This window comes from Sorangiineae bacterium MSr11954 (assembly GCA_037157815.1).
Taxonomy (GTDB): domain Bacteria; phylum Myxococcota_A; class Polyangia; order Polyangiales; family Polyangiaceae; genus Pendulispora; species Pendulispora albinea.
Map to the genome: position 1 here is coordinate 4,082,549 of CP089984.1, position 13,547 is coordinate 4,096,095.

Here is a 13,547-nt window from a genome sequence, read left to right on the forward strand (position 1 = left end):
GTCGGAGCGGTCGCCCCGTCGGAGCGGTCCCTGGTAGGGAGGGCCTTACAACTTGGACGAAACGGCTTTGTAGGCGTTGATGATCCCGTAGCCCCAGGTGTTGTTGGGGATGGTCGACCCGCTGACGCCGCCGCAGGTTTGCGAGGTGGTCTTCGGCGTGGCGGTGGTGGTCACGATGCGCGTGAGCTCGGCGATGTTGCCGCGCAGGCTGGGGTTCGCCGAAATGAGGAGCGCGACCTCGCCTACCACGTGGGGCCCGGCCATGGACGTGCCGCTGAAGAAGCTCGAATAGCCGCCGCCGGGGACGGAGGAGCGGATGGATACGCCGGGGGCGGCGACGTCGGGGCCGACTTTTTTGTCGAGGGTCGACGGCCCGCGGCTCGAGAACGCGGCGATCGTGTTGTTGGTGTGGCTGTAGGCGCCGACGGAGAGGGTCTCGGGTGAGATGGTCGCCGGCTGATCGGAGATGCTGTTGCAGCCGGAGCCCGAGTTACCGGCCGATGCCACGAAGAGCACGCCGGCCGCGGTCAGCGCTTGAACGACGGGGACCAAGTCGCGGCCGGTGCAGCCCTCGCTCGAAGGGCACCCCCACGAGTTGTTGATGACGTCCGGACGCTTCGAGGGATCGCCCGTGCTGGGATCGGCGCCTTGCGGGTAGGGCGCGAGGAACCACTGCGAGCACTCGATGTAGGTCGAGGGCTTGCCGTTGCCCGCATCCATGTTGCGGCAGGCGATCCATTTGGCGCCGGGCGCCATGCCAATTTGATTGCCGGCGCCGTCGTCGCCGACGATGGTGCCCACGGTGTGCGTCCCGTGATCGTTGTCGTCGCAGGGGGCGGAGAGGTTGAAGCCACACCGATTGCCGCTGGCGCCCGAGCGGATGGCGTCGTGCCAGCTGTATCGGTGATCGGCGGTGGTCCCGTTCCAGCCGCGGTAATGCGATTTGAGCGCAGGGTGCGTCCAATCGACCCCGGTGTCTTGCCCTGCGACGACCACGCCGGCGCCGTTGACCTTTAGCTCGTTCCACACGCGCGGCGCGCCCGTGGCCGTGATGTTCGAGCCGACGGCGGCGATGGCCTCTTCCTCCGCGGCGGGATCGCTGGGGACGCGCTGCAGCGGGATCGATTTATCGACGATGATGCGCTCCACGTCGTCGCGCGCGGCGAGCTTGCGGATCAAGCCGGGGCTCGCGTCGTTCACGAGCACCGCGTTGACGATGAAGAAGGGCTGCACGTTCGCGCCTTGCCGATCGAGCCACGCGAGCAACGACTTTTGCGACGCCTTGGCGTGCTCGCGGAGGCGCGTGTGGACGAACACGCCGCGCTCTTCGTTCGATGCAGCCCGCGCCGCCGGCGAGAGATCCGCGGCGCCGCCCTTCAAATAGACGAGGACCGACGTGGGCGCGCGGCCCTCGAGCATGGCGGAGCTGACGCCGTCACCGAGGTCCGCGCGGGCTTCGTCTGAGGACGGGTCGGATGAGGAGCTGCATCCGCTAAAACCTACGACGATGGAGACAACGGTTACACCGAGGCCGAGTCGTTTCATGGTTACCCTCCAATGGGAGGGGCCATTGTGGTGAGTGGGCTCTGCTTGTCAATCGAAGCACTTGCCTCAGCCGATACGAATTCCCCATCACGAAAAACCAAATACGCACCATGGTGGGAGGGAATGCGCGGACCGGGGAGTAGGACTCCCATTAAATTGAGCGGGTCGCTGGCGCGAATTCGAACGATATCGCCATTTCGTTCTTGTTTCCGTATGCGTCGCAATGCGTCGAGCGCCTCGGGAAGTGCGTATTGTTCGCCAATGAACCCGGCCACGAATCGTCCGCCGCGAACCAATCCGCGGGCCTCGCGCAGTCGCAGCGCGCGAACGATGTAGCGCCATGGAACGGTAAAGCTCTCCCGCGCCGTGAGCTCGCGAAAGACGACGCCGTAGCGCGTCAGGAGCTGACCTGCCACCCGGTCCCCCAGCTCATCGAGCAGCATGGACTCCGGATCGATCCGCTCCACCAAGGACCATCGCCCGCGCAGGGCGCGGCTCCGTTGCCGCGCGCGCCGGGCGGCGTTTCCCGATCCCAAGAGCTCGCGCAGCGGCTGAAAGGCGTCGCCGGCGACCAGGCCGCTGCCGACCAGATCGAGCAAGGCCGCGGTGAGCGCCGGACGCTCGAGCTGCGTAGCCTTGGCGACATCCTCGAGAAAGAGCGCGCCCCGGCGCCGCAGTGCGCTCAAAATGGCGGCGGCGTCGTCGGCCGGCAAGGCGTCGGGCATTGCCGCATCCTCGTGCGGTGCCGCTGTCGCGTTGGCCGCGTTGGCCGCGTTGGTTGCGTCGGCGGCGCTGCGCGTGGCATCGTCGGCGCCCGTGCCGCGCACGGCTTGAAGAAGCCAATCCCGATCCGCGCGCAGGGTGATGGCGATGGGCGTAACCCGCGATGGTCCCGAGCCGCCCGAGCCTGTCGAGCCGGTGCCCGCGCTCGATTTGCGAAGCGAGAGCCGCGCCCATGCCACATCGCCGTCGAGGCAGAGCTCATCGAGCCACTCGGGGCGGTAGCCGGCGACACGGGGACCGAGGATGTCTTTCTCCCACGATGCCGCGGCGATCTCGAAACCTTGGAGCATACCGATGGCCTCGCGCAACCCCGCGCGCCCGCCCGACCGCGCGCGCGCCGACACATGATGGCGCTCGAAGAGGTAGCGAAGGAAATCGCGCGCGCTCACCGGCTCGATTTCGCTTCGCAGCCGGTCCAACGTGTAGCGGTGGATGCGCGCGAGGAGCCGCCGATCGCACACCTCGTCCTCGTCCGGATCGCGGGTCTCGGCGGGACCTGCTGCGCGGGGGCTGAAACGCCCGCGAAGCACGAGCCCCTCCGACTCGAGCTGGCCGATGGCGACGGCCACGTCCGTGGGATCGAGCGCGAGGCGCGCCGCGAGATCGCTTGGAAAAAAGGGCCCCATCACCTCGGCGTGCCCGCGCACCGCGCGAAGAACGGCGTCCTCGAGGCTGGGCGCGGGGGTCGTGAGGTGCTTCGGGAGCGCCAGCTTTGGCGCGATGGTGGCGTTGGGGTACAGCACCCCGATGGTGCCCAGGTGCTCGGCCGCAAAGGCCAGCTTTTCGGGTTGGAGCGTCGCGGCTTGGACCGTGGCGGCGCGACCCGATTGCACCAGAGCGTCCATCCACGGCCGGAAGGGCTCGTCGATGGGCGAGACCACCAGCCCCAGGAGCGCATCGTGCAGTTCGTCGGGATCGCGCGGGCTCGGACGCGCTTCGGCGATCACGCGCGCGATGGCGTCGGGATCGAGCGCGGCCAGATCGCGCTGATGCTCGGGCAAGGTACGCCGCAGCGAAATGGCGCGGGCGCGGCGCTCTTCGAGGGGCGCGTCGTCCAAAAAGGCGTACGGCTTGGCGTTGAGCACCTCGTGCGTGAAGGGGGAGGGCTCGGTGGTGTCGCGCGCGTGCATCCGAATCTCGCCGCGCTCCATCTTGGTGAGCAGCTGGTGAAGGCGCACCGTATCCATGGCCTCGAAGAGGCAATCGTGCACGGTCTGGCGCACCAGCGGATGATCGGGGATCTCCAGCGGCCCGGTGACGTTCTCCTGGCACGCCACCTGGGAGGGAAAGACCGCGGCCAACAAATCGTCGGCGCGCATCCTCTGGAGGAACGGCGGCACCTTCTTGCCGTGCGCGTGGCGCAGCACCGCCAGCGCGCGCCCTGCGTTCCAGCGCCAGCGCGCGCCGAACATGGGCGCCACCAAAATGGCTTGCTCGAGGATGCCGTCCAGCTGCTCGTTGCGAACGAACCGAAAGGCGTCCTGCAGCGGAAAGCTATGCATCTGCCCCATGGAGAGCACGATGGCATCGTCGGTGGCTGCTGCCTGGAGCTCGAAGTCGAAGGTCTGACAAAAGCGCTTTCGCAGCGCGAGGCCAAAGGCGCGGTTCACCCGGCCGCCGAAGGGCGCGTGCACCACCAGCTGCATGCCGCCCGCCTCGTCGAAGAAGCGCTCGAAGACGATGTCCTCCATCGTGGGCACCACGCCGAGCGCATCGCGCTGCGCCATCACGTACTCGACGATCTGCGCGGCGCCCTCGTCGCCCACGGCGCACTCCGCGGAGAGCCAGCCCGGAACCCGGCGCTTCGAGCGGGCCTCGCGCTCGGCCGCGCCATCCAAATCGGCGACCAGATCGGCGCGCAGCCGGCTCACCTCGGCCGAGAGCTCCCAGGTGCGCGAGGGCGCTTCGCCCAGCCAAAAGGGGACGCTCGGCGGCAGACCTTGCGCGTCCTCGACCCGCATCACACCGCTTCGCGATTCGACCCGCCGGATGCGCCAGGAGTGGGTGCCCAGGACGAAGACATCGCCGGCCATGCTCTCGATGGCCCAGTCCTCGTTCACGGTGCCGACCAAGGTCTCGTCCGGATCGAGGATGACCCGGTAGTCCGCCACATCGGGGATGGCCCCGCCGTTGGTGAGCGCGATGATCCGCGACGCCCGCCGTCCGCGCAAAACACCGGCCACGCGATCGCGGTGGAGCAAGGTGGCGTTTCGCCCGAGCCGCGGGGCGACCCCGGTGGAGAGCATCTCCACGATGCCGTCGAACGCCTCGCGCGATAGCTCCGCATAGGGTGTGCTCTCGCGCACCAAGGCATAGAGCGCCGACTCGTCCCACTCGCGCGCCGCGCACTCCGCCACCAGGTGCTGCGCCAGCACATCGAGCGGCGCCTCGGGAGGCTCGATGCGATCGAGCCGGCCCGTCCCCACCGCGCGCACCAGGGCCGCGCACTCCAGGAGCTCGTCGCGCGAGGTGGCAAAGAGCCGCCCGCGCGAGATGCGCCCGAGCCCGTGCCCGGCGCGCCCGATGCGCTGAAGGAACGTGGTGATGGCGCGCGGCGTGCCGATCTGGCAGACGAGATCGACGGAGCCGATGTCGATGCCCAGCTCGAGGGACGCCGTCGCCACCAGCGCGCGCATATCGCCGGCCTTGAGGCGCTGCTCGGTGCGAAGGCGGCGCTCCTTCGACAGGCTCCCATGGTGCGCGGCCACGCGGTCTTCCCCCAGCCGCTCGCCCAGGTGATGCGCCACCCGCTCGGCCATGCGCCGCGTGTTCACGAAGACCAAGGTGGTCCGATGCTCGCCCACGAGCGAGGCGATGCGATCGTAGATGTCCTTCCATTGTTCGTGGGAGGGGACGGCTTGCAGATCGGTGGCGGGCACCTCGATCCGGAGCTCGAGATCGCGGCGGTGTCCTTGGTTGACGATGGCGCACGTTCGGTTCGGTCCGGTGAGGAACCGCGCCGCGTCCTCGATGGGGTGCACGGTCGCCGAGAGCCCGATGCGCTGCGGGCGCTCCTTGGCGATGGAATCGAGGCGGGCGAGCGAGAGCGCCAGATGGCTCCCGCGCTTGTCGCGCATGAGCGCGTGCAGCTCGTCGACGATCACGGTGCGCACATTCGCGAGCAGCGCGCGGGTGCGCTCGGCGGTGAGCATCAAATAGAGCGACTCGGGGGTCGTAATCAAAATATGCGGAGGGTTGCGCACAATGGCCGCGCGCGCGGCCGGCGTGGTATCCCCCGTACGGAGCGCCGTGCGAACATCCGGCGGCTCGAGCCCCATGGCGGCGGCCGCCGCACGAATCCCCGCCAGCGGCGCCTCCAAATTGCGCTGCACGTCGCTGCTCAACGCTTTGAGCGGGGAGATGTACACGACGTCGATGGTCTTCGCGACCGCGTCGCCTTCTTCTTGTTCTTCTTCGTTCTTTTCATACGCACGATGAACGAGCGCATCGAGGCTGGCGAGAAAAGCTGCCAACGTTTTGCCGGAGCCGGTGGGGGCGGCAATCAATGTATCTTTGCCCGCGACGATGTTCTTCCAACCGTGCGACTGCGCCTCGGTGGGCTGATCGAACGTTCGCTCGAACCACGCGCGGACGGCGGGGTGAAAGGAGGCGGGCAAGGGGAGGGGGGAGGTCATGGGCGCTTTTTTTCGCAATGAAATCCATCACGTTATGGCGCCGCCGTGCAAAGTGCGCAACCCGCCGGCGCCCCGTCCCGATGAATGCTCTGCAAAGCATGGTGAATCGGCCCATGCCGCAGAAAATCAGAAGCAGCAGCAGCAGCAGCAGAAGAAGAAGAAGAAGAAGAAAGCAAGGAGGGTGGGATGGAGCAGGTGATGGATCAGGACAAGCCGACCTTGACGATCTCAGAAGGCCCGCGCGCCGCATCCTGGGTGCTCGAGGTGCGCGACGACGGAGGAGCACGGTATCTTCCCATCACGGGGGAGCGCCTGGTCGTCGGTTCGGCACCCTCGGCCGATATCGTGGTGCGCGATGCGACGGTGAGCTCACGGCATTGTTCGCTCTTCATGGATGACAATGGACTATGGATTACCGATTTGGCGTCCAAGAACGGTACGTACATCGGCGGGGCGCGCATCAAAGAAGCATGGTGCAACCTCGGGGCGAGCATATCCATCGGTCGTAGCCTGCTCCTGCTCGGTGAAGGCGCCGCCGCCAAAGACGACAAACCGATTCGCGGCCACGGGGGCGGCGACGATCTGCGCCCGCTACCCGGCGTCGTCGGTAGCTCGATGGCCATGCGGCGAACGGCCGCCTTCGTGCGAAGGCTGGCAAACTACGTGCACCCCGTCCTCATCGCGGGAGAAACGGGCACGGGAAAGGAGCTGATCGCGCGCGCGTTGCATACCGAGGGGCCCCGCAACGATCGGCCGTTCGTGGTGCTCAACGTGGCCGCGATCCCCCGCGAGCTGGTGGAGTCGGAGCTCTTCGGCCACGAGCGGGGCGCCTTCACGGGGGCGACCACCCGCCGTCCCGGTGCCTTTGCCGACGCGGAGGGCGGAACCCTCTTTCTCGACGAGATCGGCGAGCTGCCGCTGGAGGCGCAGCCAAAGCTCCTGCGCGCGCTCGACGGCTACGAAATCCGCCGCGTGGGCGCGGTGGGCAGCGGTGTTCGGTCCAACGTTCGCGTGGTGGCCGCCTCCCACGTGGCCCTCGAAGCACGCGTCGAAGAAGGTCTTTTCCGGCGCGATCTCTTTCACCGGCTCGAGGCGTTCGTCGTCCGCGTGCCCCCGCTGCGCGAGCGAAAATCCGATGTCGCCGCCATCGCCCAGAGCATCCTCGCCAGCTCGTGCGCCGAAATCGGCCCGCGCACCCTTGCACCCGGCGGACTCGGCCGCTTGGAGAGCCACGATTGGCCCGGCAATGTGCGCGAGCTCCGCAACGTCCTCATCCGCGCCGCCGACTTGACGTCGCACCAAGGCGTCATCGATGCCGTGCACATCGAGCGCGCCATGCGCCCGCAGTCGACCGCGCGTCCGCCGCTCACCCTGACACCGCAATCGGCGCGGGCGCTCTTTGCCCAGCACGGCAACAACTTGAGCGCCGCGGCGCGTGCTGCGGGTTATGCGCGCACATCGTTTCGAAAATTGCTCGGGCGCGAGGACGATAAGGGTAAGGCGGGGGGTGGTAAAATGGAATAAACGACGCATCGCGCGCGGCGCTGGGGTCGTGCTCTGGGTACGGCGTATTCGCTAATTGCTCGGGCGCGAGGACGATAAGGGTAAGGCGGGGGGTGGTGAAATGGAATAGTCGGCGCATCGCGCGCGGCGCTGGGGTCGTGCTCTGGGTACGGCGTATTTGCTCCATCGGATCCGTCGTGAGCTCCGGCGAATGCCGGGATGCTCGCTCGCGGCTCGCCCCCGAACGCCTCGCGTTCATCCTGAACGAGCGCACCGCGCGGTATCGGGCTCGCCGCATCGGTGCCTTCGGGCGTTGGGCGCATTCGCTCTTCGACCCTGCGCGTCCTGGGGCAACGGGCGGCCTCGCAAGGCGGAGCGATCGAGCGCGCGCGGGTGAAGCGCATCGCGCGCGCGCCCGCCGTGAATATCATCGCGGATCGAGCACGCCTGTCGGGGAACGAGACGTGTGCACCGCCGGCTCGTCGAGCATCGCGCCGGGCACGGGGCAATGGACTCCTGGACTGGGCAGAATCGTCTCGTCATGGGCGACGATGACCGTGCTGTCGCAGGCGGAGAGGAAGGTCACAAGGACGCTGGCCTCCCCGATCGCTACGCTCCCACACGACGTCGTTGGAGCATGTAACGATCCAAACGGGATGCTCACGGGGTGGGGGAGGCCCAGCGTGCTTTGTAGAATTGCGCGCCACGGCGGACGCGGGTCACGGTGGCGGGGTCGCTCCCGGGTTGGTCGAAGATGATGGTGTCCGACGACCAGCTGCGCGGGACGGGGCCCGGGGCGTTGGTGGCTTTCATCATGCAAACGGTGTTGGACCGGGGGTTCTTGCCCACGGATTTGATGCTGCTGCGATTGGGCCCCGAGGTGTAGGGACCAAAGACGTGGGTGACCCGATCGAACTGAAAGATGCCGGAGATGTTGGAGACGTAGAGCTCATTCGTGTGCGCAATGGGGAAAAGGTCGTGCGCGCCCGATTGCCCATTGGGCAGACTCCAAGAGCCAGCGTCCTTCAACTTTCCGTTGCAGTACCGGAAGGCGCGCACGACGGAGGCTCCGTCGGCGTAGAGCAAGTGGCGTTTGCGATCCCAGTACACGCCGTGAGCGTCTTCGAAGGCGACGGTTTGCTTCAAGGTGCCGCGCCTCGAATACAGCTTCAGAAAACCACCCGTGCTCGAGGCGGAGACCACGCTGCCATCGGGGAGCTCGTCGATGGCGTGGGTGTTCCCGCCCGGGGAGGCTTGGAGCAGGATCTTTTGGTCCGATACGCGAACGACGGCGATGGCTCCGCCGGAGGCCGCGACCAGCAGTCGTTTGCCGTCCTTCGAGTATTTGACGTCGGACAAGTTGGAGAAGCCGGACGGCGGCGGAGTCCAGGTGCGGACGATGGCCTCGTCCTTGGACCAGTCCGTGACATTGAAGTCGAATTCCATGACCCGCCCCGTGGCTTGTTCCACGGTGACCACATGGGTGGCGAGCGCGGACAATGCCGGTGTTGCGCCGTCGTCGGACGCGAGCGACCTATCGAGCGAATCGGCGTCGGTGTCGTCCGGCGCGGTCGTGTCGTCCGGCGCGGTCGTGTCGTCCGGCGCGGTCGTGTCGTCCGGCGCGGTCGTGTCGTCCGGCGCGGTCGTGTCGTCCGACGCGGAGATTGCTGCCACGTCGACGGAATCGGAGGGAGCTTCGACGCTGTCGTCCCCGCTGCACGCGCCGAGCGCGAACGCGACGAGGAGCGGGAGGACGCGCGAAGGGGAGTCCATGCGGGTACGAAAGAAAGACGCGATCATGCGGGGGAGCGTATCGCCCGTGGCGCTCGATCCCGTGACACGTGCGTTTCAGGTTCGCGGGCGGACGGCTCGCTCGGTTCCGCCCTTGCGTTCGTAGCGCCCTGCGCGGACGCCCGAGCGCCACGCTTCGAGCCAGGTCCGCGGGGCGTCGGCGACCAAATCTCCGCACGCATAAAGGCCGTCGGGGGCGCCTTGGACGCGCTGGTGCTCGTCGACGAGGAGGCCGGCGCGCTCCATGACGGGATCCGGGGCGAAGGGCCACGCCAGCGATTCAGGCGGGGCACCAAAGAGGGAGCCGGGGAGCTCCAGCGGGCGGCCATAGGCTCCCACGGTACCGGGCGAGGCGATCGTCACCCGAAAGGCTTGGCGCGCGGGGGCGGCGGCGATTTCGGCGTTCGCATGTAGGTCGCCCGGCTCGTACGCCAGGCCGCCCCCCACCAGTCCGCCGGCGGCGAGCACGATGGACGAGCCATCGAGCGATGCCCCGCCCTCCAAGTGCGCGCGCCACCCCGACGCATCGTGGGCGATGCGCTGCACCCATCCGCGCACGACGGTGACATTGGCCCGCAAAAGGGCGCGATCGCGCGCGCGCTCGAAGCGGCGGCCCGCCGGGGACGCGAGCGCCGACGCCGCCTCCCCGCAAGGAAGCCCCACCCGCTCCGAGAGCGCCTCGGCCCGCGGCGCATCGAGGCCGAGCCAAGGCGGAAGGAGAACGGCCACGCACGGCCCACTGCGCGCGAGCGCCTCGCGCAGCCGTTCGGCGAGCCACCCGAGTCGCGCGGGCTCGTCGTGGCGTGCGGCGATATCGGCGTGCCCCAACGTCCGCTCCTCGCGAAAGCGCAAGATCGTCGCGTCCGCGGCTTGGAACTGAAGCCCGCCCGCGCGCGCTATTTCCGTATCGCCCCACGACCGCGAGAGGGTCACCGCGTCCCACTCATGGTGCTCCGCCCGCGGCACCAACACCGTGCCGCGCCCCAGCCCTTTCACATCGAGCAACCCCCAATCCGCCCCCGCCGCCGGCCGTAAAATCCCCGACACCGTCGCAAGCACCACGCCCCCGACCGGCACCCGATACAAATCGAGCACAAACTCCGCACCCCCCGCACCATCCCCAAGCCCCAGCCCCCCAAGCCCCAGCCCCGCACCCGTCCCCAACTCCCAATCCACCCAATCCACCGCCCCGCCCGAAAGCGCGCTCGCCCCCGCGCCGCCCAGCACCAGACACACCCTTCGCCCAACCTCCGCCGCCGCCAGCGCGGCACCGACCCCCGCCGCGCCGCCCCCCACGACAATCACCGCATCCCGGTCGTCCTCGCCCGCGCCCCCCACGCCCTGCCTACGCCCCGCACCCCCGCCACTCACGACCGCCCCTTCCGCCCCACCCCAAGCATCGCCCGATGATGCGCCAACGCCAGCGCCTCCTGGCGCGCTTGCCCCGGCCCCATCGCGACGATGCGCGCCTTCGCCCGCGTCTCGAGAAAGCGCCGCGCCTGTTCGATCCCCTCGTGCGGCGACAGCCCCAGCTCGTCGGCCACGATTTGCCCGCAGCGCGCCGCGCAGCGCATCCCCCCGCAGGCGCCCAGCCCCAAACGCGTGCGGCGCGCCACGTCGTCCACCGAGCGCGCCATTTCTTCCTCCAGCACATGGCGGATCTCCGCCTCGAACACGGGCTCGCACGCGCACACGATGGCCCGCTCGCGCGGCCGCCGCGCCATGCGCTGCAAAATGCGTTTGACCCGCGACCCATGCCGGTACACGAGCCGGCGCGCCGCCACCGGGGTCAGCTCGTGCTGCTCCGAGAGCGCGAGCGCATCGGGAACGCGATCCCCCCCGGGCAGCGGCTTGATATGCGTTACGCACCGGGTGGTGGGCGCCAGGTTCTGCGCGATGCGATCGCTCATCTCCTGCGCAAAGAGCCGGTAGCTCGCCAGCTTGCCGCCGATCATCGAGTACACGCCCGGCGCACCGTCCTTGGCGTGATCGACGATGGCGTGCTCCCGCGAGAGCGCATCCTCGTTGGGCCCGTACTCGTACAAGGTCGGGCGCACGGCCGCCGTGGTCCCGATCGCCCGCGCCTCGCGGATGGCCGGAAAAATGCGCGCGATGCCCTGCACCAAATAGCGAACCTCCTCGCTGCTCGCCACGACATCGTCCAAATCGCCGAAGAAGTCGTCGTCCGTCGTGCCGAGGACGCTCATGTTCTCCCAGGGCTCGAGGAAGATTTGCCGCCCGTCGATCGCCTCCGTCAAAATCGCGTAGTTCGATATGCGCCTATCGAAGACCACGTGGATACCCTTCGCGGGCCGCACCCGAACCCGCTCCCGGGCGAGCTTCCCCAGGCTCGCCGTAATGGGCCCCCACGCCCCGCTGGCGTTCACCACATTGGCCGCGCGCACCACCCAGGTCCGCTGCGTGATGCGATCGCGCGCCCGAACCACGTACCGCACGGGCCCGCCAGGGGAGGGGGGCGCCTTGGCGATCGACTCCACCGTGGTGTGAACGTGAACGACCGCGCCCCGCTCGCGCGCATCGAGCGCGTTCAGCACGCAGAGGCGGGTGCCGTCGACGCCCCACTCGTCGAAGGTGACCCCGCCGGCCACCCGGCCCGTGAGCCCCGGCTCCAGGTGCAAGAGATCCTGCTCGCCGAGCCGGGTGTGCGGCTCGCCGCGCTTGAGCGGCTGGTACCGGTCGTACGCGTGGAAGAACGCGTCGTACAGCTCGAGCATGATCCGGCCGCGCAGCCCTTTCTCGACCGGCATGAGGAAGGGGATGCGAAAGAGCAGGTGCGGCGCAATCTGCTGGATGTACCCCGAGTCTTGGCACGACTGCCGCGTCACCTTTGGGTTGCTCGGCAGGTAGCGCGCGCCCCCGTGGATCATCCCGCTGGAGTTGCCGCTCGCCCCGAAGGCGAGATCGTGCCGCTCGAAGAGCACCACGCGCAGCCCCCGCAGCGAAAGATCGCGGGCCACGCCGGTGCCGTTGACCCCGCCGCCGATGATGGCCACGTCGTACGACGCGGTCGCGGCGCCCTCGTCGATGGGCATGGTCTCCCCGGGCAACGCGGGGCTGGCAGGCGTGGCGTGCTCAGGCACCCATGACGAGGTATCACGAACTGGGCGGAAGCAGTACCAGCGCGTGCACCAGAGGAACCAGGAGCAAGGTGGTCACCACGAGCATGGTGAACGAGACCCACGTCCAGTCCTGCAGCGGCCCCACCCGAAGGAGCGACGAGAGCATCACCGCCATCCCCGCGATCAGCGCCAGCCGCGAGGGAAAGCACCACACGATCGCGCTCGACACCACCCCCAGCACGCAGCTCACCGTGGCCAGCACGCTGTTCCACGTCCAAGGCTGGATTGCCCGCGCGAACCAGGCCGCCAGCGCCACCGCGGTCAAGGTGCTGTACGCCAGCAACGCGAGCGACGCTGCGAACAGGCTTCGGTGGGGAACGCGCGGATCGACGTCCATCAGGGCGGGCAGAGGACGGGATCAGCCCCGAATGCGAATGGCGTATGTCAGCTTGGCGACGTTTTTCAAGACGTTGGGGACGCGCTTGAACAAATTGATCGACGGAGGCCGCTTCTCGATGACCCGCACGGGGATCTCGCGAATTTTGACCCCGCCGCGATCGGCACGGATGACGAACTCGCTGGCGAAGACGTCCTTGTCGACCAAGCACGCGCGCACGGTGTCGAGCAGGGCCACCCGGCGGAAGGCCTTGAGGCCGTGGGTGTCGGTGCCGCGAAAGCCGAGGAGGACCTTGAGCATGCCGGAGTACGCCTGGCTGGCCACGTGGCGGACCATGGGGCGATCGTCCTCCGAGCCGTCGACCAGCTTGGAGCCGATGACCAGATCGGCCTCCCCGGTCTCCAGGATGTCGACCGCGCGATGGTGGAAGTCGACGTCGCACAAGTCGATCTCCTCGCAGATGACCAGCTCGCCTCTGGCCAGCAGGATCCCTTGCTTCATCGCCTTGCCGTAATTGGGCTCGCCCAGGCTCATGATGCGGACCTGCCCGTCGGCCGGATCGTTGTACTTGCGCGACAGCTCCTCGCCGATTTCGACCGTGTGATCGCGCGAGCCGTTTTCGGCGAGAATGACCTCGTAGCTCCAGCCAAAGGGTTTCAGTCGCTCGCGCAGGTCGACGATGGCGGCGTGGAGGATGCCCTGCTCGTTGTAAACCGGGATGACGATGGAGATTCGAGGCTTTGCCATAGGCTCTGCCGCCGCTACATATCGTTCTTTTGGGCTTTTGTCCGACCTTTTGCCCGTTGACTCGGA

Annotated in this window: 9 protein-coding genes; 2 read left to right on the plus strand and 7 right to left on the minus strand. The window is 68.2% G+C overall.

Features of this window, described 5'->3' with window-relative positions:
• Positions 1-45: 45 nt before the first annotated feature.
• A complete protein-coding gene (locus LZC94_16130; protein ID WXB18752.1) occupies positions 46-1,545 on the minus strand; it encodes a S8 family serine peptidase in 1,500 nt (499 codons plus the stop codon).
• Positions 1,546-1,547: 2 nt separating this feature from the next.
• Positions 1,548-5,963, minus strand: a complete 4,416-nt coding sequence (locus LZC94_16135; protein WXB18753.1) for a DEAD/DEAH box helicase — start codon at positions 5,961-5,963, stop codon at positions 1,548-1,550.
• Between LZC94_16135 and LZC94_16140 the strand changes: the two genes are divergently transcribed.
• Positions 5,962-6,162: a hypothetical protein gene (locus LZC94_16140; protein ID WXB18754.1), complete on the plus strand. Its 201-nt coding sequence runs from the start codon at positions 5,962-5,964 to the stop codon at positions 6,160-6,162. The two genes, LZC94_16135 and LZC94_16140, sit on opposite strands and share 2 nt — an antisense overlap.
• On the plus strand, positions 6,150-7,487 hold the full coding sequence (locus tag LZC94_16145) for a sigma 54-interacting transcriptional regulator (GenBank protein ID WXB18755.1): 1,338 nt from the start codon (positions 6,150-6,152) through the stop codon (positions 7,485-7,487). The genes LZC94_16140 and LZC94_16145 overlap by 13 nt, the downstream gene beginning before the upstream one ends.
• Before the next feature lie 639 nt (positions 7,488-8,126).
• Here the strand turns inward: LZC94_16145 and LZC94_16150 are convergent.
• The 5 genes from LZC94_16150 to LZC94_16170 all read right to left on the minus strand — a co-directional run bounded on the left by LZC94_16150 (position 8,127) and on the right by LZC94_16170 (position 13,481).
• Positions 8,127-9,239 (minus strand): DUF6528 family protein, encoded by a 1,113-nt coding sequence (locus LZC94_16150; protein WXB18756.1) that lies wholly within the window; start codon positions 9,237-9,239, stop codon positions 8,127-8,129.
• Positions 9,240-9,314: 75 nt separating this feature from the next.
• Positions 9,315-10,628: a hypothetical protein gene (locus LZC94_16155; GenBank protein ID WXB18757.1), complete on the minus strand. Its 1,314-nt coding sequence runs from the start codon at positions 10,626-10,628 to the stop codon at positions 9,315-9,317.
• Entirely contained in the window at positions 10,625-12,358 is a 1,734-nt protein-coding gene (locus LZC94_16160; GenBank protein ID WXB18758.1) for a glycerol-3-phosphate dehydrogenase/oxidase, read from the minus strand. Before LZC94_16160 ends, LZC94_16155 begins: the two co-directional genes overlap by 4 nt.
• 13 nt (positions 12,359-12,371) lie before the next feature.
• Positions 12,372-12,734, minus strand: coding sequence for a hypothetical protein (locus tag LZC94_16165; GenBank protein WXB18759.1), 363 nt, complete (start codon positions 12,732-12,734; stop codon positions 12,372-12,374).
• A gap of 21 nt (positions 12,735-12,755) precedes the next feature.
• The gene (locus tag LZC94_16170) at positions 12,756-13,481 is read right to left on the minus strand and encodes a glycosyltransferase (GenBank protein ID WXB18760.1); all 726 of its coding nucleotides are present in this window, start codon (positions 13,479-13,481) and stop codon (positions 12,756-12,758) included.
• Positions 13,482-13,547: the final 66 nt, after the last annotated feature.

Coding starts and splice junctions, on each gene's coding strand:
- LZC94_16145 (WXB18755.1), top strand. CDS start 6,150: ATGGAGCAGGTGATGGATCAGGACAAGCCGACCTTGACGATCTCAGAA.
- LZC94_16150 (WXB18756.1), bottom strand. CDS start 9,239: ATGGACTCCCCTTCGCGCGTCCTCCCGCTCCTCGTCGCGTTCGCGCTC.
- LZC94_16140 (WXB18754.1), top strand. CDS start 5,962: ATGGGCGCTTTTTTTCGCAATGAAATCCATCACGTTATGGCGCCGCCG.
- LZC94_16170 (WXB18760.1), bottom strand. CDS start 13,481: ATGGCAAAGCCTCGAATCTCCATCGTCATCCCGGTTTACAACGAGCAG.
- LZC94_16130 (WXB18752.1), bottom strand. CDS start 1,545: ATGAAACGACTCGGCCTCGGTGTAACCGTTGTCTCCATCGTCGTAGGT.
- LZC94_16135 (WXB18753.1), bottom strand. CDS start 5,963: ATGACCTCCCCCCTCCCCTTGCCCGCCTCCTTTCACCCCGCCGTCCGC.
- LZC94_16165 (WXB18759.1), bottom strand. CDS start 12,734: ATGGACGTCGATCCGCGCGTTCCCCACCGAAGCCTGTTCGCAGCGTCG.